The following is a 16,892-nucleotide window of genomic DNA, read 5'->3' on the forward strand; positions in this document are numbered from 1 at the left end:
CGGTGTTTTGCAACACCTCTTCGAGTGCAGTCACCATCACTGCCGGTATCACGACCGGCGGAGCACTCGGAGCCTCTACCACGATGATTTCCGCGCGAACTCTTGCCCCAGGCGAATCCTACGTTTCGCCAGAACTCGCGGGCGCCATTATCAATCCCGGTTCTGTTCTGCATGTCTTTGCGGGCTCGGCCAGTTCGGTAACGTTTACTGCATCCGGCGTTCTCATCGTATGAGCGACGTCGTCGAAACGTCTCCCGTTACTCTCGATCAGGTCGTCGCACTTGAGCGCGAGATTCAGCGTCTTCCTCAGGTTGATTGCCCGGTTCGCCATTATTTCGCACCCGGCATGGCCGCGCGAGAAATGACGATTCCGGCTGGAGTCGTTATCACTGGCGCGGTGCATCGGCATGAGCATCTTTGCACTGTAAGCAAAGGACGGATTCTAGTTTCGACCGACGAGGGCATGAAAGAACTTGCGGCGCCATGCACGATCGTGAGCAAACCGGGCGCAAAGCGCGTCGGATATGCCATCGAGGAAACCGTCTGGACGACATACCACGCGACCGATACGACGGATATCGACCAGCTCATCGAGGAAATCACCGAATCGACGAGCGCAGAGCTGATCGGCGGTGCAAACAATGTTCAGGCGCGCGCGCAACGTGATCGTGAAGACTATTCCCGGTTCCTCGTCGAATATGGTCTGACACAGGAATACGTGTCGCTGCTTGTCGAGAACGAACTCGACCAGATTCAGATGCCTCACGGAATTGACACTCTCGTGCGAGGCGCTTCCCTGATTGCCGGTTACGGCATGTTTGCGCGAGACGCTTTATCCGATGGCGATCTGATCGCACCAGTCCGGATAGATGACAAACGCACACCAGCAGGGCGTTTCATCAATCACTCAGTAAATCCGAATTGCCGATTTGTCGCCATGCCGAATGGCGATCTGATGGCCTATGCCTGCAAATCAATCGGCATGGGAGACGAAGTGACTGTCGACTACCGGCAGGCCATGCAGGTCAATGGCGCCGGGTTCAAACCACTCGGGGATAAATCATGAGCGCGGGGCTTTCGGCGGCTGCAATCGGTGGTATTGCGGCGGGCGTCGGTTCGGTAGCCGGCGCCGTTATCAGTTCCAGCGGTGCGAAATCGGCGGCCAATACACAGGCAGCCGGGCAAGACGCAGCCGCACAGGTTCAGCAGAACATGTTCAACACCATAAACGGGCAGGAACAGCCGTTTATCGGTATCGGCAATGGCGCGGCCGGCGCACTTAATAACCTGCTAGGGCTGACGAACGGTGCCGGTCCCGGGGGATTGCCGAACGGCTACCTCAATCAGACGATGGGGCAGTTTTCGTTCGATCCGTCGACGATGGCGAATTCGCCGGCCTATCAGTTTGCGCAAAGCCAAGGGCTACAGCAGGTTCAGAACGCGGCCGCGCCCGCGGTTGGTGCTCTCTCAGGGGCAGCGCTCAAGGATCTGACGAGCTTCGCAACTGGCACTGCCGAGCAGTACTACAACAACTATTACAACATGGCGCAGAACCAGTATGAGACGAACCTGAATTCGCTTCAAAGCCAGCAGAACAACATCTTCTCTCGCCTCTCCGGGATTGCTGGATTGGGCCAGAACGCTGCCAGCCAGGTCGGTACGGCCGGTACGCAACTCGGAACTGGTATGGCCCAAGCCACCGCCGGAGCAGCGGCTTCGCAAGCGGCCGGCACTGTGGGATCAGCGAATGCGCTTTCCAGCGGATTGAGCGGAGCCGGAAATACGCTTGGTTCTTATCTGACGCTCGGCAACATGCTCAGCAATACCAACAACAATTCCACAGATTATGGCGTTCCTGGATGGTCGCCGGCATCGGGGGGGAGCTAAGCCATGCCGGACTTTGGCGCGCCTGTCGCAGATCAGATCACATCTCCTAGCCCGACCCAAGGGATGCAAACGCTCTCGGGGATGTTGGGTCTCGCGAAAACGAATCAGGATCTTCAGCTTGGCCAACAGCAACTTCAGGTCGGTCAGGGTCAAGCACAAATGGCGCAACAGCAGATGGCAGAGCGCCAGTTGTATCAAAGTGCTTTGTCATCTGGGAAAGATCCGGATGGGAACTCTATAAAGAATCCCGATGGCTCGCTGAACTATCCGGCTGTTAGCAAGTTCGCGAACAAGTATCTCCCGATCAGCGGCCAGGCAGTCCAGCAAAACATCATCTCGACGCTGGACAACGCCAATACCTATCACACGAATGCTCTGAAACTGACCAACGAGCAGCGCAGCGCGGTTAGTGGCGTACTGGCGTCCGGTATTGGCGAACCCGACAGTTCCGGCGTTTCTTCCCGGCTGGATCAACTCGCCCAGCAGAATCCAGACCTAGTGCCGTTTATCAAGAACGCGCAGCAAGCTGTTAGCGCGATTCCGCCGAATGCGACTCCCGATCAGCGCAATCAGGTTTTGAGGCATGCGGTGCAGGGATTGCAGCCGGCCGGCACGACGGCTAATGAGCAGGCGCCGAATATGCAAACCACGACCGGCCCGAACGGCGGTGTGCAGGCGTTCAACGTCAATCCGAACTCGGCTACGCCGATGGGCGCTCAAGGTCCGGAAGTCAAGCAAGGCATCCCACTTGGCGAGCGTCAGCAAGTCGGCACGAACAGCGTCACCGGCGGACCGATGATCGTCAACCGCAATGGCGGCGGCCAGATCACCGGCCTCACCAATCCGCCGACGCAGGGCGTCTACGTTCCACAACCGGGCGACGCGCAGGCGCTGCCGGGTCTTTCGGCTGAACGCGAACAGGCTCGCTCTGCATTTGCGAATGCACCGTCTGCTCACACGAACAATCAGCTTGTCTTGCAGAACATCGATCAGGTGGCTGCGACAGGTCCGATCGGCATGAAAGCGCGCAACGCGTTGAGTGTGTTTGGGATCAACAGCAATTCCGACGCGGCGACTGCCTATGACCTCGTTGGTAAGGGCTTGGAGCGGTCCGCATTGCAGGCTGCTCAGTCGATGGGCCCGAACACAAACGCCGGGCTGGACGCGCAGATCAAGGCTAATGGATCGCTGGGATATACGCCTCAAGCCATCAAGGAAGTTACGAAGCTCAATGATGCGCTGACGACCGGTGTACAGGCGTATCAGCCTGGTCTTGAGCGCGCCATCGCAGCGAACCCTTCTGCTGGCGTTTTCGCCAAGCGGCAATTTGACCAGCAATGGGGCGCGAACTTCGATCCGCGCATCTACCAGATGTACAACGCGGCGAAGAGTGGCGACACCGAGACCGTCAATTCGATCGTCAATAGCCTCGGCGGCAAGAACTCACCGCAGTTCAAGGCGCTGATGCAGAAGGCGTCCGCGCTTCAGCAGTTGTCGAATACGGGGAGCGCCCAGTAATGGACGATCTTCTCGCCACGCTTTCGCAGGCAACCGGCGCGCAGATGCCGCAGAGCGCCGCGCCGAGTGGCCCGGGTGCATTCGATCCGTCGAAAAGCTATGGCACGCCGTCGCAAATGCTGGACAACCTGGCCAATCAGGAAAGCAGCGGCGGCAAGAATCTCGTCAACAAGCAGACCGGCGCGATGGGACCGTACCAGTTCCTTCCGCAGACGATCGCCGATCTACGTCAACAGGGCGTCAAGTTCGATCCGTTCGACCCGCAGCAATCGCGCGCGGCGGCTGACTGGTATTTGCAGAAGCTGAAAGCGCAGAACGGCGGCAGCTATGACGGCGCATTGAAGGCCTATGGCGGCTTCGTGCATGCCGATCCGTCGCAGTACATCAACCACGTTGAGAACGGCGTACCGGGCTTCTCTGGCGGTCCTGCACCTACCACGCCGGGGCAGTCCTATTCAGGTCAGCAGGCGCCGGCCGATAGCGGCCCGAAGTCGGATCTGTTGGACACATTGCAATCGGCGATGAGCGGCGCGCCCGCAGCGCCAGCCGCAAAGCCAGTTCAGCCGACAGCCGCGCCTCAGCAAGCCGAAACGCCGCTTCAGCAGTTCGGCCACGCCGCAGCGGGGCTCGCCGATACCGCGCTGAGTCTGCCCGGTCAGATAGCGCAGCAAGGAACATACGCACTCGCGCGCGCCTCGGGCATGAGCCCCGAAGAAGCGCAGGCCCAAGCGGCGCATTTCGGCGGTGCGATTCATCCTGTGGGCAATGCGTTCGGCGTCACGAATACACTGGGCTATCAGGGCGAAGCATCACAGCGCGCGATGCAGGCCGTAGGCGGCGCTGTCGGTCAAGGCGTGAATGCAGTAGCGAATGCGACCGGCTTGCCGCAGCAGGACGTAGCGAACATGGCGCAGTCTGCCGCGATGCTCGTTCCGGGCGCCGCGCATCTCGCCGCACCGCTCGCGCGCGGCATTGCGAATGAAGTCGGCTATGCCGCAGATGCAGCAGCGGCCGGCGTGCGCAAGGTCGGCGGAGCGGTCGCTGATGCAGGCAGAGCAGCCGGTCAGACTGCTAGCGACTTCGGCAATGCAATAGGCACGGTGACCGGCCTGAAGGCTCCGGAAGCGCCCGCGCTCACGAATGCGCCTATGCCGGTTCCTGGGCGCCCAAGCGTTGGCGCGGCCGGTACCTCGTTTGCCCAGCAAGCCGCAGATGAAGGCGTTCCTTCACCGATCGTCCAGAAGATCGCCGCAGCCGAGAAATCGGGTGAATTGAATCCGACCGCTGCTGAGCGCCATATCGAAGCCGGATCTCTTCCGGTTCCGATCGAGTTGACCGCAGGGCAGGCGAGCGGTGATGTGAATCTGCTGTCGAGCGAAATGAACTCGCGCGGCCGTAATCCGGAACTTGCGAACCGCTTCAACGCGCAGAACGGCCAGATTGCCGACAACCTCTCCGCGATCCGCGATCAGGTCTCGCCGAACGTCAATGTCCCTTCTGGCGCGCCGACCGGTCAAGCATTGGTCGATGCGTACAAGGAAATGGACGCGCCGATACAGCAGCAGATTTCGGAGCTGTACGCGAAAGCGCGCGATAACAACGGCGCGCCTGCTCTGGTCGATGCCGCGCCGCAGATGAAGGACTTCGCCGCGCAGATCGGGCCGACGCGGTTTAACGCTCTGCCGGCGAACGTGCAGCAGATTTTCCGCGATGCGAGCGCCAATCAGGTCGCGCTTCCTCCCGGCTTCGAGGTCAATGGTTCGTCAGTGCGCCCCATGAACGTCGGTGACCTGATGGACATCGACAAGACACTATCCGGAGCGCTGAAAAGCGCAACGGATGGCTCGGTTCGGCACGACATCGGCGCACTGCGCGACAGCATCGTCAATTCGCAGCTTGATCCGTCGGCCGCTGGCGCCGATGCCTTTGCTGCATACAAGACGGCGCAGGCAAGCGCGCGCGCGCGATTCCAGGCGATGGATGCAGACCCGGCATACAAGGCCGCGGTGAACGATATAGCGCCCGCTGGCGAGCCTTCCGCGCTTGCTGATGACTTCGCGCGCAAGTACATCGCAGGCGGCAAGACATCGAACGTCCAGAACATGATGCAGAACCTGTCGAACGATCCAGCCAACCGGGAACTCGTCGCGTCTGCGTTGATGGACCACGTTCGACAGCAGGCCGGCGTTGATCTACGCACTGGCTCAGGAAACATCAGCCAGGCGGGGCTCAATAAGGCGCTCGTCAATCTCGGCGACAAGACACGCATTGTCCTCGGCCCGCAAGCCTCACAGACGCTCGAAAAGCTCGGCAACGTGGCGCGCTATACGCAGGAGCAGCCGCGCGGCAGCTACGTGAACAACAGCAATACGTTCGTCGCGAGCGCCGCCAGCGCCGCCAAATCTGCCGCAGAGGGCGTCGCCAATAGAGCGGCCTTCGGCGTGCCAATCGGCACATGGACCCGACAGGCGCTTGAGCGTCGCGCGGGTGAAAAAGCGGTGTCCCGCTCGCTCGAACCGGGCGCAGGCGTCGGCGTCCCGCTGAACTCGCTGATCCGTAATCGGGGAACCCAATAATGTCCGTCGCTCTCGCCGAATCGCCAATCCTGTCGTTTCTGAACAATGCCGGTCTGCTTAATGCAGGCGGCAGCCTTCTCACGCAGGTAGGCGGCGTCAACTATCCGACCTATCAGGATTCAGCCGGCGCAACGCCGCTTCCGAATCCGATTCCGCTGAACTCGCGCGGCGAGATTTCGAACTCGTCTGGGATCTCCTGTCAGCTTTTCTTGCAGACCGGGATTCAGTACGCCTTCACGCTTTTCGACTCGCTCGGCAATCAGCTATGGACGGCCAGTGACGTGATGGCGATCGCGCCTATCGCTGTCGGCAACATGACTGACGAGAAGGGCAGCGGCGGCCAGGTTGGCTTCGTCAACGGTGTGGATTTCACCGCAGGGACGACCACGAGCCTGACGCTCTCGCAGAACTACGGCTCTGCATCGAATCTGTGGGTCGCGTTCGACGGAGTAGAACAAGGCGGCGATACCTATACGCTCAGCGGAAACACGCTCACGTTCAACGCCGTTATTCCGGTAGGGACGAACAAAGTCTATGTGAAGGGCGGAACGGCGCTGACTGTCGGCACGCCCGGAACCAACACGGTTGGTATCGCCAATTTCTCTTTCCCGGTGTTTGGTCCTACGAGCGCGCGCCCGGTTCCGCAGTCGATCGGGCAGATGTACTACGACACGACGCTCGGGCAATCGGTCGTCGCAACGGCGGTCTCGCCCGCCAAGTGGCAAAACGTCGTCGGTAATTATGACCATGTGAACGTATTGCAGTTCGGTGCCGATCCGACTGGCGTGGCGGATTGCACTGCGGCACTCACCGCCGCTATCGCTTCGTGCCCGACGAATCAGGTCAACATCTATTTCCCGGCCGGGACGTACTACTTCGCCACGCAGCAGACGATCACGATGACATCGACGCAGACGAATCCGGCTGGTCTGGCGATTCGTGGCGCGGGCTCGGGCATCACACTATTCAAGTTCGCCGCGGCTAGCAGTGGCTTCACCATTCTGTATGGCTCCGCCTGGACTGGCGTACGCGTGGAAGGCATCTCGTTCCTGTCTCCGACTGCGGGCGGTAATGCTGGCCTCACGCTTGAGCAGAATGCGACGTTCGCAACAGGGCAGGGGCAATACAGCCTCAGCACAATGCGCGATCTCGAATTCCGCGGCAGCGATGGCTTCAACGAAACGAACTATTGGGGCAACTGTTGCAGCGTGCTCGGCGCTTCGAATATCAACTGGTACGACTGCACCTTCTATGGCCCTACCGGAACGCCATTCGGCGCCGGCATCAGCCTCGGATATGCGCCGAACGATCACACGATCATTCCTGTGGTCTACAACCTCGACGGCTGCTCGTTCACGCACCTGCAAAGCGGCCTCGTCTACGGCGGTAACTGCCAGGGCGTCACCGTCTCGAAGTGCAATTTCACCGGGAATTTCGTCGGGATCATCGTCCCGAATACGGCCGTCGCGCCTGATCAATTGACCGTCAATTCGTCGCAGTTCGCCAACATTAACGACTCGGTTCTGTTCCAGGTCTTCTGCCAGGCGGTTTCGTTCGTCAATTGCTTCTTCCTGGTCCTGAATAACTCGGTCGGCATCAACGCGGCACAGATGGCCAATCTCAGCATCGTCGGGAACATCTTCAGCACCGCAAACGGCTCGCCGGTGAATCAGCAGGGCGTGCAAATCGGCACCTATGAGCAGGGCGCGGGCGTCATCACTGGCAACCAGTTCAACGGGCTGACCATCGCAATTGCATTGCTCGCGGCTTCTCAGTTCGTCAACGTCCAGTCCAACTGCTACAGCGGGAACGGGACGAACGTCAATAACGCAGGCACAAACAACACCATCGGCGGCGGCTCGCAATAACGGGGAAAACATGAATAACCACAGCAATCTGATCGCTTCTTTTGTTTCATGGCTCGCCTTTGCGATGGGCCATTTCGTAAGCGACATCACGCTCTCGAACATTGCTCTGGTTCTGTCGATCGTCTGTAGCGTCGTGACGATATGGGCGCACTTTGCGAGAGGGAGAAATGTCTCACGCGATTGAATGGCTGGATGAGCCGGAACATCACGACTACCCTGCGGCGCTGTCGTATCTCTGCCTGCATTTCACGCTCAAGGAAGCGGCTGAACTCGTCGACAGATTGCGACACGCCAAGAAGGTTTCATTCAAGGCGAAGGACATCATGCGCGCCTCGGGTTTGCCGATCCTTGGCATCAGCAATAGCCACATCGAACGCGATCGTCAGAAGGTTCATGAAGGGCAAAAGCTCTCGCCGATCCTGCTCGTGCGCACTGGCGACAAGCTGATTATTGCTGACGGCTACCACCGCGCGTGCGCCGTCTACAGCCTCGACGAAGACGCAGTTATACCGGCGAGGATCGTATGAGTTGGGTCGATCTGGCGGTCTCGCTCGCGAAGCAGTTCGAAGGATGCCGATTGCAGGCTTATCCGGACCCTGCACACGGCTGGCTGGTTCCGACCATAGGTTATGGCGCGACCGGCTACGGCATCACGAAGCAGACCGTCTGGACGCAGGAGCAGGCCGATAGTGATCTCTCGAACCGCATGAACGCGATCGGCTCGCGCATCGACGAGATATGCACTGTCGCTCTGACGGATGAGCAGAAGGGCGCGCTGTGCGACTTCGCCTACAACGAAGGCCTCGGCAATCTTCAGCACTCGACACTGCTTGAACTCGTCAATGCAGGCAATCCGTTTGCCGCTGCGAATGAGTTCGACAAATGGGATCTGGCCGGAGGAGAAGTTCTGCCCGGTCTGGTGAAGCGCAGGGACGCCGAGAAGGCTCTCTTTCTACTTGGCTCTTAAAAGGAAATCACATGAACACCATGCAATTCCTGATGGCAATTCTCAACTGGCTGCAAGCCGATCCGTCGCATCTGGTGGTTGCGGCATCTGCAATCGCCGCGGTCATCCCGACGCCGAATCCCGCTACTCCGTGGGGGAAGGCATATCGGGTACTCGACGCGCTCGCGCTGAACGTCATGCACGCGAAAGAGACCGGCGTGAATGTGACCTCCGTCGCTGAGGAAGTAGCCACTCTCCTTGCGGCGAAGCAAGCGACCGCAGTCCCAGCGGTCGTCGGTGCTCCCATCCCCGCCACTCCCCAACACTAAAGGAACCGCCATGAAACGCATCTTTCTGATCTTCGCCGCGCTCGCGGCACTTGTCGGTTTCGCCGGCTGCAAGAACCTTCCGACCGTGCAGCAGCAGTTCAACGCGCTCTGTCCGACCGTCACAGCGGATCTGCAAACGATCTCGATCAGCCCGCTGGTCAATCCGGCCGGGCAAGCCGTTGCAAAGGAGGCGCACGACCTGAACGTGCTTGCTTGTAACGCGGGATCGGCAATCGACGTGAGCAGCGTACAGAAACTGGCGAATACGCTGCTGCCTCAGCTCGTGATCATCCTCAACGCAATCCCGCCTACGCCCGCTTTCCCGAGCCAGGCTATCGCTTTGGGATTGGGAACGTTCGGGCCGCTCCTGCTGCAACTCGCCGAGCAGGTAGTCGCAACGGTGCATCCGGCAACCGCGCCGGCCGCTGCCTCGGCGCCCGCTGCTGCATCTGCTCCGGCTGTGTCGCAATGAACGCGCTGGAATTCGCGCTGATCGCGCAAGAGTCCTATACCGCGGCGCCGGATATCGGCGTTGCGGCAAGCGCCTCGCGCGCGATCGTTCGACTGACTGATGCGGGGCTCGTCGTCGCATTTCCCGGCTCGGACAATGGCGAGTGCTGGGAAGCCGATTTCGATATCGACATTATCGACGTGCCTGGCATCGGCAAGGTTCACCGCGGCTTCTGGAACGCATGGGTGACGCTCTCCGATGCTGTCGTCGCTGCCATCGCGGATCGGCCGGTCATCTTCGTGGGCCATAGTCTTGGCGCCGCTATCGCAGTCTGTGCCGCAGCTGCGCTGACGGTAGAAGGTAAGCCGCCGATCGCCGTCTATGGCTTCGAGCCGCCGCGCGTGAGCCCGGAAACGAACATAGCTGCGATCCTCGCCACGGTCCCGGTCGCGCTCTATCGCAATGGTCTCGACATCGTTCCGGACGTGCCGTTTTACTGGCAGCTCTCCGCGCCTCTCATTCAGATCGGAAAGCCTGAATTGCCGTTCCCTAACACGCTCGATCACTCAATCGTCAAGGTGATCGATGCTCTGACCACTTCTCAGGAAGCGACAACATGAAACGAATCTTCGGCGCGCTGCTGGCGCTTTTCTCGGCCGCTTCTTTCGGCGCGACTCTCGTTCCTGTTCAACTCTTGAATCCGGTCGGATCAACGAGCGGTCAGGCGATCATATCGAATGGCCCTTCCAGTGCGCCAACATTCGCAACGATGGTGGTCGCGAACGTGACAGGCGCGGCGGCGCTGACTGGCGCGACGTTCACAGGCACCGTACAGGTAAGCGACGCTAGCCCTGTGATGGCGATCAACGATACCAGCGGCGCCAGCGCTTCATCGCTGTTCTTCAATAACACCGGAACTGGTAAATGGGCATTGACGAATACATCGTCAACGAGCGCCTTTACCCTCGGGCGATACGTCGCGGGCACGTTCACTGATAGCCCGATCTCCGTCGCGAACAGCACCGGTATTGTGACGATGCTTGACGGCGTGACCGGGACTCCAATCAGCGGAAGCACCGGATCGTTCACGACGCTTGCCGCGAGTAGCACGGTCAGTGGCTCAGGCTTCAGCACATACCTCGCGTCGCCGCCTGCGATCGGCGGCACGGCAGCGGCGGCCGGTAGCTTCACCACGCTCAGCAGCACCAGCACGTTCACGCCTTCGCAGACGAACGGCATCGTAGGCACCACGACGAATAACAATGCGAACGCAGGGAGCGTTGGCGAGACGATCGCTTCCTCGATCGCTTCCGGTTCGGCGATCTCGCTCACGTCCGGGACGCCCGTCAATGTCACATCCATCTCATTGACCGCTGGTGATTGGGACGTTTTCGGCGCGGTGGACTACAACGTTGGCGCTACGACTGTCGTTCAGTTGCTTGTGGGATCAGCCAGTCAGACGAGCGCCACTACAGCCACGCCGTTTGTTACGGGAGGCTCATACGCAGCGGGCATTACGACCGTAGCTGGCGTCACGATCCCGACGATTCGGGTGAGTCTGGCATCGACGACCACGGTTTATCTGGTAGCCCAAGGCAACTTCACTACCAGCACACTTTCCGCATATGGGACCATCACGGCGCGGCGCCGCCGCTAAGGAGAAGCAGTCATGTTGCGAGCAATCGGCGCGTCGCCAAACAATAACGTCATTTCTCTGGCACAGAGCAATGTGCCGTCATATTCGCTGACTGGCACAACGTCGCGGACTTTGCTCGACGTAGTGAATATCACTGTTCCTGCGACCATTACCCCGGATACAGAACTGCTTGTGAATATCAGCTGGTCGTGCAGCTCGAGCGCCAATACCAAGCAACTCGACGTGAATTTCGGCGACATCGGCACGCTGATGGCGACGCTGTTCTCGGACATCGAGACGACCAATATCTCGAATGAATTGATGTTCCGGATCACGTTCTCTGGGCAGACTGCAACGGCTCAACTGGTTTCATCATCCAAGGTGCCTGGCTCGTCGTCGACTACTGCATTCAAGGCGACAACGTTCACGATGACTTACTCGGGCATCGCGGGCCAGCCGCTACAGATGGCGTTCTGGGGAACGATGGCCAGTGCTTCAGACAGCATGCAGATCCAGCGGTACAGCATCTGGGCGGTGCAGGGCAAGTCGTATCCGACGAACCGGCTGCTGCCAGGTAAAAAGATTTTCTGGGGTGCCAACGCGCACTTCAATGACCTGTCTGCCGGCGGTGGCGCTGTCACCAATGCGCAGATGGCGTCATGTATGACGGCTATGAATGCGACGACGTTGCGACTGACGGTCGAGAACGTCGGATACACGTGGCAGTCAAGTGATGCATCACTCGCGGCTATTGTCAACCTCGCGCAGTACATCCAGGCGAACTCGCTGAACATTCAGCTTTACGTCTGCATCGACCTTGACCAGACCTCAGATGGTACGAATCAATGGCCGAACGAGCAGGCCGCCTATACGTACGGCTATCTCTACGCGCAGCACGTCGTGAGCGCGCTGAAGCCCTACGGCGTGACGATGTTTGAGTGTGGGAACGAACTGGATACGAAGTATGGCAACGGGACATCAGGCGGCGGAACGTGGGGCTATTACCCGTACACGTATAGCATTGCCCAATGGCCGATTATGCGCGGCATCATCCACGGCGCTGTTGATGGTGTGCATTCGCTCGGCTGTCTGGCAGCGTCGAATGCCTTCACGATCGCGAGCGTCGGCGCGATGGTCAACCTCTGGAACGGGAATTCGCCGGCCGCCGGGAATACCGTCACGCCTGGAGGGCCGCCCGTTCGGTGGGATATCAGCGCGTTCCATAACTATCAGTCGTATGGGTTCCTGACTGGCATGCAGACGTTCGTCAACGGACCGTATTTCAACGTCTACCAGTACCTGAAAGAGCAGTTCGGCGTTCCGATCATCATTTCCGAGTTCAACGGCAACGGTGGTTGGACCGAGGCACAGAACGCTGCTTACTGTACTCGCCTGATGAATGAGGCGTGGAACCTGAAATACAAGTACAACATCGCAGGCGTGCTCGTCTATCAGATGTTCCAGGGCGATCCGTGGGGCATGGTCGCTACTCCATCCACCGCAACGCTATCCAACCCGCTCGGGACTACGGTCTCAGCCCTGATGGGTTCCCTCGTCGATACCGGGAGCTAGGGCACCAGCGTCTGCAACTCCGACACGAACGGCATGACCGGGCTATCTCCGTTGATCTCCGCGCGAATCAGCGCGTCTGATGGCGGTTGATAGCCAGGCTGCTTTCCCGGCATGTCGCACCCCATGCGCGGGCCGATTCCGTCGCAGACGATAGGGCCGACATATCCGCAAAACCTGCATTTTTCGTTGTTCATTAGGCGTCTCCGTTTGGTCGGACGATTCTAGCAGCGTGGCGGATTTGAACTATGCGACACGGGTAACTGCGTTCAAAACCACGCGTAACTTATTGATTTGTTTACGACGCAACATGACGTTTCTGCATGTTGTTTTTACCACTGAAAATCGCGCAACCTGATGATTTGATTGCGTAAACCTTCGTCTATCGGGTCGTTTGTTTCGGAGTTGTGCCTGGGCACGATGACCTTCGGCGGCGGCGAAGGCATCTGGCGGCAGATCGGCGACCTGCAGCAGAACGACGCGGAGCGGCTGGTCGGCCGGGCGCTCGACGCGGGCATCAATTTCATCGATACCACTAAAACCACTCAATATATTGTACCCCACTTTTTGGGATAACCCGCCGCCAAGCCCCGTCCAGCAAGGGTCTCAGACCATCGAGCGTTAACCCTTAGACCGCCTCCCCGCAAACGTTTTCCGCCCCGTCCAGCAAGGGTTTCAGACCATCGGGAGTTAACCCCGATTCGGGTTTGTCTAACCTATCGTCTAGGGTGCAGTCTTTGCCAAAGCCCAAGGGAGGCGCGCATGTACTACGGACTCGACATGTCCGAGGTTCGGTACGAGACCGACCACGCAGGCAACAAGCTCAAGGCCACCATTCCCTATCCCATGTTTTCCGCGCTGGTCGAATTCTGGCGCGAGGCACGCAGGGCGCAGACCGCGAGCCTGGAGACACAGACCCGACCGGGACAGTTCAAGACCTCGCTCGCTGCCGCTGCTGTCGAACCCACCACATCACCAGCCGAACCACCGCCTCGCACCAGACCGTCACAGTGGGACAAGCTGTGCGCAGCACTACCACCCGAACCACTCGCACCACCCGAAGTTTCACCAGCCCCCGCCGATCCCACTCCAAGTCCTGCCGCGTCACCCACCGATCCAAACCGCATCACCGGACACAAGACCAAGCAGGTGATCTTCGTGCGCGAGTTCGCCGCACCGGTCCCCGAGGAAGTCGCCGAGCAGGTGCGGCGCGGCGTGTACTTCCTGCGCGCGTGGCGCGTCTACCGCAAGCTCACCATGCACGATGTCGCGGACCTGTTCAGCAAGAGCAAGGCTACGGTCAACTGGCACGAGAACGGATACTCCACACCCACGCCAAAGACACTCGCCCGCTTCGCCGAGATACTGGATTGCAGCGTTGCGCAACTGACCGCGAAGCCGGGTAGCAACACGCAGCCGTGGCTACGCGTGATCGAGCAGTCCAATACACCTCCAGCGGACAGCGCGAAACCGGAAGTGAACGCACCCGAGGGCACCGAGTATCCCAAGGCGGTGCTCGCACATATCATCGGCGGCAAGTCTCCGCTCACCGCGTGGCGGATCCACCGCGAACTCACCGTCGCGCAGCTTGCCGACGCGTATGGGTGCTCCAACGACAATATCCGCAAGATGGAGGAGCGCGATACAACCCTGCGCGCCCGCACGCTGGAGAAGCTGGCCGCGGCGCTCCACTGCAAGCCCGCCCAGTTGCTCCGACCCGCAGGGATGCCCGAGGCGAACGTGCGTGTGCCGGTGCGCGGTGCGCAACCCGAGGAGGTGCTGCGTCGTGCGCGCAGCGCGGAGGCACGGGCCGCATGATGCACTCCACCTACAGCGTTGAAACCCGCGTGCGCAACTCGGTGCGCTTTGTGTGTGTCACCGACCGTGACGAGGGGATGAGCGTCACCAACGACATCGAGCACGTGGTCGATGCGCTGCATGCCTCCGGCATGCTCAATTCAGGTGATCGCTTTATCTACCGCGACACGATGGGCGTGTGGGACGAGGCGGTGATCGACAGTGCGTGTCGCTTCGTTGACTTCCGCTCCCTTGGCGCGACTTCCTGCACGGACGCGATTAGCCTCGCGCTAAACCAATGAGCAACACGAAGCCGTGGGAGAGCGAACCCGACTATGCGATGTTCAGCGCGGCGGGTCTCACGTGTGTCATCCGGCGCTCGGACGGGCTCGGTCACCTGTGCGGCTATGTTGGCGTGCCCGCTTCACACCCGCTCTACGGTGTGGACCGGCTCGACCTGGTGCCCGCACCGGACACGTGGCTGACACGCACGTTCGACATGAACGAGCACGGCGTTCTCGACGTCTTCGCGTTCGCGCTGGAGCAGTCGGCGGGTGAGAAGGTTCCCCAGGGGTTTGCGCCGCTCAATATGCTGATAGGCGCACACGGTGGACTCACGTGGTCGAAGCGCATGCACGATCACACCGGGTGGTGGTTCGGATTCGATTGCGGACATGCGGGTGACCTTCAACCGCAACTGGTCGAAAGCCTGCGACTCATAGGTGGAGACGCGCAGTTCGCGCTCGATCACTTCGTCTACCGGACCTTCGACTATGTGCGCGGCGAGTGCGCGACGCTGGCGCAGCAGATCGCGGACTGGACCGAGCACATACCGCACATTCAAGCGGCGAAACAGGCCATTGCTACTGCGCGCGAGGTGCGACTCCATGCCGATCACTGAAGACGTGACCGCGCACGATGTGGCGGTGCGCGAGCGCTGGACCCTGATTGAAAGCGACGGACGGCTCCAGCGCGTCGTCGCCATCATCAACGAGCGCGCGATACCGCTGAAGGTGCGCCACGATGAACGCGTGAACCGGGTAATCAACCATACCACCATGACGACCGGCGCGAAGATCGAGGCGCTATGGGAAGCGGTGGACGAGATCGGTGAGATTGCCAAGCCGCATACGGCGTGTCGCAAGGGTTGCTCGCACTGCTGTCATACGCCCGTGCTGGTGCCGGTGCAGGAAGCCGAACTGATCGGTCGGCGCATCGGTGTCAAGCCGGTGAAGCTCACGGGGATCAGCGGGCGCGACGACATCGAAGCGGGTTATCACAACCCGTGCACCTTTCTCGACGCACACGGCGCGTGCTCGATCTACAGCTCGCGTCCGCTCGCGTGCCGACAGCTATTCAATATGGACCGCGACGCGCTGCTGTGCGAACTGGTGGGTGAAACCGCGAGCAAGGTGCCCTACATGAACATGTTCGACTATCAGACGGCGCTCGCGATGACGGCCATAGACCGGCGCGAGAGCGTGGAGCGCAACCCGCGCACCGGGCGCATGCAGCCGCGTACTGTTGAGAGTGCGCCCGTGGTGGGCGACATCCGTGAGTTCTTTCCGAGGGGTAAAGGATGACCACACCGTTACTGATCGGACCCGACCAGCGCCGACAGCTGGCGGCACTGCGCAAGCGGGCCAATGCGCACCCGGTTGACATGCGGGGTTTGAGTGACCGGCTCAAGGTGCCTGCGAACAAGCAGGCACATCGCGCGCAGATGACGACACAGAGTGTGAACCTGCCCGCGGACTTCCTTGTGACCTTCAGTATCGAGACCGGGCACCCGGTCGGTACATGTCGCCACCTGAGCATGAGTGTCGGCAAGGCGGGTCGAGTACCGAGCCCGGAGGCGGTGTGGAGCGTTGCGACCGAACTGGGTTTCACTGGCGCGCTGGAGCACTGCACGCAGTGGCTCGAAACTCTGCAAGGTCATGGCGACGCCGTGAACATCGTGCAACCCCTGATGAACGAGGGAGGTCACGCATGAGCCGCAGACTGATCCGCGCCGATGGTACTGAAACGCCGATCCCGCTCCCGATGACCATCAGGGAGGTCGCGGACCTGATCGGTGCGACTACGCTGGACAGTGTGAACCTCGCGCACGGTGAGGTGATGATCCTTGATGATCTCGGTTGCGAACGGGGTCTACCCGTCAACGCCACGGCAACGGCCATGTATCACGCGCGCTGCGTCCCCGGCACGACGTGGCCGATTCTCGGTGACGTGGTGATCGCACCTGATGCCGACTTCGCCCCCGCTGCTGGTCCGCTGGAGCGGCATAGCGGCTAACCCCTTCTCGCAGGAACGGT

20 protein-coding genes and 1 pseudogene are annotated in these 16,892 nt (G+C 60.3%); 19 read left to right on the forward strand and 2 right to left on the reverse strand.

Going from position 1 to position 16,892, the window contains the following annotated elements:
- The first annotated feature begins 229 nt into the window (after nt 1-229).
- From L0U84_RS26435 to L0U84_RS26485, 11 genes are read left to right on the forward strand one after another with little or no spacing between them, the layout of a single operon-like run.
- Nucleotides 230-1,066, forward strand: a complete 837-nt coding sequence (locus tag L0U84_RS26435; protein WP_233854121.1) for an SET domain-containing protein-lysine N-methyltransferase — start codon at nt 230-232, stop codon at nt 1,064-1,066.
- Nucleotides 1,063-1,887, forward strand: a complete 825-nt coding sequence (locus L0U84_RS26440; protein WP_233854122.1) for a hypothetical protein — start codon at nt 1,063-1,065, stop codon at nt 1,885-1,887. Before L0U84_RS26435 ends, L0U84_RS26440 begins: the two co-directional genes overlap by 4 nt.
- A 3-nt stretch (nt 1,888-1,890) precedes the next feature.
- Nucleotides 1,891-3,405, forward strand: coding sequence for a hypothetical protein (locus L0U84_RS26445; RefSeq protein ID WP_233854123.1), 1,515 nt, complete (start codon nt 1,891-1,893; stop codon nt 3,403-3,405).
- A complete protein-coding gene (locus L0U84_RS26450) occupies nt 3,405-5,981 on the forward strand; it encodes a lytic transglycosylase domain-containing protein (RefSeq protein ID WP_233854125.1) in 2,577 nt (858 codons plus the stop codon). The genes L0U84_RS26445 and L0U84_RS26450 overlap by 1 nt, the downstream gene beginning before the upstream one ends.
- A complete protein-coding gene (locus L0U84_RS26455; RefSeq protein WP_233854126.1) occupies nt 5,981-7,849 on the forward strand; it encodes a glycoside hydrolase family 55 protein in 1,869 nt (622 codons plus the stop codon). Before L0U84_RS26450 ends, L0U84_RS26455 begins: the two co-directional genes overlap by 1 nt.
- 10 nt (nt 7,850-7,859) lie before the next feature.
- Nucleotides 7,860-8,033, forward strand: a complete 174-nt coding sequence (locus tag L0U84_RS26460; protein ID WP_233854127.1) for a hypothetical protein — start codon at nt 7,860-7,862, stop codon at nt 8,031-8,033.
- Nucleotides 8,017-8,376 carry a hypothetical protein gene (locus tag L0U84_RS26465; RefSeq protein ID WP_233854128.1) on the forward strand — a complete coding sequence of 120 codons (360 nt, stop codon included), beginning with the start codon at nt 8,017-8,019 and terminating at the stop codon, nt 8,374-8,376. Before L0U84_RS26460 ends, L0U84_RS26465 begins: the two co-directional genes overlap by 17 nt.
- Nucleotides 8,373-8,816, forward strand: a complete 444-nt coding sequence (locus tag L0U84_RS26470; RefSeq protein WP_233854129.1) for a lysozyme — start codon at nt 8,373-8,375, stop codon at nt 8,814-8,816. The genes L0U84_RS26465 and L0U84_RS26470 overlap by 4 nt, the downstream gene beginning before the upstream one ends.
- Nucleotides 8,817-8,827: 11 nt before the next feature.
- A complete protein-coding gene (locus L0U84_RS26475) occupies nt 8,828-9,124 on the forward strand; it encodes a hypothetical protein (RefSeq protein ID WP_233854130.1) in 297 nt (98 codons plus the stop codon).
- Between the two features lie 10 nt (nt 9,125-9,134).
- Nucleotides 9,135-9,596 (forward strand): hypothetical protein, encoded by a 462-nt coding sequence (locus tag L0U84_RS26480; RefSeq protein ID WP_233854132.1) that lies wholly within the window; start codon nt 9,135-9,137, stop codon nt 9,594-9,596.
- Nucleotides 9,593-10,195: an alpha/beta fold hydrolase gene (locus tag L0U84_RS26485; RefSeq protein ID WP_233854134.1), complete on the forward strand. Its 603-nt coding sequence runs from the start codon at nt 9,593-9,595 to the stop codon at nt 10,193-10,195. The genes L0U84_RS26480 and L0U84_RS26485 overlap by 4 nt, the downstream gene beginning before the upstream one ends.
- A 100-nt stretch (nt 10,196-10,295) precedes the next feature.
- Here L0U84_RS26485 and L0U84_RS26490 read toward each other — a convergent pair whose 3' ends face one another.
- Nucleotides 10,296-10,907: a hypothetical protein gene (locus tag L0U84_RS26490; protein ID WP_233854136.1), complete on the reverse strand. Its 612-nt coding sequence runs from the start codon at nt 10,905-10,907 to the stop codon at nt 10,296-10,298.
- A 337-nt stretch (nt 10,908-11,244) separates the two neighbouring features.
- On the opposite strand from L0U84_RS26490, the gene L0U84_RS26495 reads away from it, so the two are divergent.
- The gene (locus tag L0U84_RS26495) at nt 11,245-12,783 is read left to right on the forward strand and encodes a hypothetical protein (protein WP_233854137.1); all 1,539 of its coding nucleotides are present in this window, start codon (nt 11,245-11,247) and stop codon (nt 12,781-12,783) included.
- Here L0U84_RS26495 and L0U84_RS26500 read toward each other — a convergent pair.
- Nucleotides 12,780-12,977, reverse strand: coding sequence for a hypothetical protein (locus L0U84_RS26500; RefSeq protein WP_233854138.1), 198 nt, complete (start codon nt 12,975-12,977; stop codon nt 12,780-12,782). The two genes, L0U84_RS26495 and L0U84_RS26500, sit on opposite strands and share 4 nt — an antisense overlap.
- Nucleotides 12,978-13,146: 169 nt before the next feature.
- On the opposite strand from L0U84_RS26500, the pseudogene L0U84_RS26505 reads away from it, so the two are divergent.
- The 7 genes and pseudogenes from L0U84_RS26505 to L0U84_RS26535 form a co-directional block, all read left to right on the forward strand.
- A pseudogene (locus L0U84_RS26505) lies at nt 13,147-13,314 on the forward strand (aldo/keto reductase); the annotation flags it as partial.
- A 228-nt stretch (nt 13,315-13,542) separates the two neighbouring features.
- The gene (locus tag L0U84_RS26510) at nt 13,543-14,598 is read left to right on the forward strand and encodes a helix-turn-helix domain-containing protein (protein ID WP_233854139.1); all 1,056 of its coding nucleotides are present in this window, start codon (nt 13,543-13,545) and stop codon (nt 14,596-14,598) included.
- Nucleotides 14,595-14,879 (forward strand): hypothetical protein, encoded by a 285-nt coding sequence (locus L0U84_RS26515; protein WP_233854141.1) that lies wholly within the window; start codon nt 14,595-14,597, stop codon nt 14,877-14,879. The genes L0U84_RS26510 and L0U84_RS26515 overlap by 4 nt, the downstream gene beginning before the upstream one ends.
- The gene (locus L0U84_RS26520) at nt 14,876-15,478 is read left to right on the forward strand and encodes a hypothetical protein (RefSeq protein ID WP_233854143.1); all 603 of its coding nucleotides are present in this window, start codon (nt 14,876-14,878) and stop codon (nt 15,476-15,478) included. The genes L0U84_RS26515 and L0U84_RS26520 overlap by 4 nt, the downstream gene beginning before the upstream one ends.
- On the forward strand, nt 15,465-16,160 hold the full coding sequence (locus tag L0U84_RS26525) for a YkgJ family cysteine cluster protein (protein ID WP_233854145.1): 696 nt from the start codon (nt 15,465-15,467) through the stop codon (nt 16,158-16,160). Before L0U84_RS26520 ends, L0U84_RS26525 begins: the two co-directional genes overlap by 14 nt.
- On the forward strand, nt 16,157-16,570 hold the full coding sequence (locus L0U84_RS26530) for a hypothetical protein (RefSeq protein ID WP_233854146.1): 414 nt from the start codon (nt 16,157-16,159) through the stop codon (nt 16,568-16,570). Before L0U84_RS26525 ends, L0U84_RS26530 begins: the two co-directional genes overlap by 4 nt.
- Entirely contained in the window at nt 16,567-16,872 is a 306-nt protein-coding gene (locus L0U84_RS26535) for a hypothetical protein (protein WP_233854147.1), read from the forward strand. Before L0U84_RS26530 ends, L0U84_RS26535 begins: the two co-directional genes overlap by 4 nt.
- Nucleotides 16,873-16,892 lie beyond the last annotated feature (20 nt).

It is taken from the genome of Paraburkholderia sp. HD33-4, assembly GCF_021390635.1.
Classification (GTDB): domain Bacteria; phylum Pseudomonadota; class Gammaproteobacteria; order Burkholderiales; family Burkholderiaceae; genus Paraburkholderia.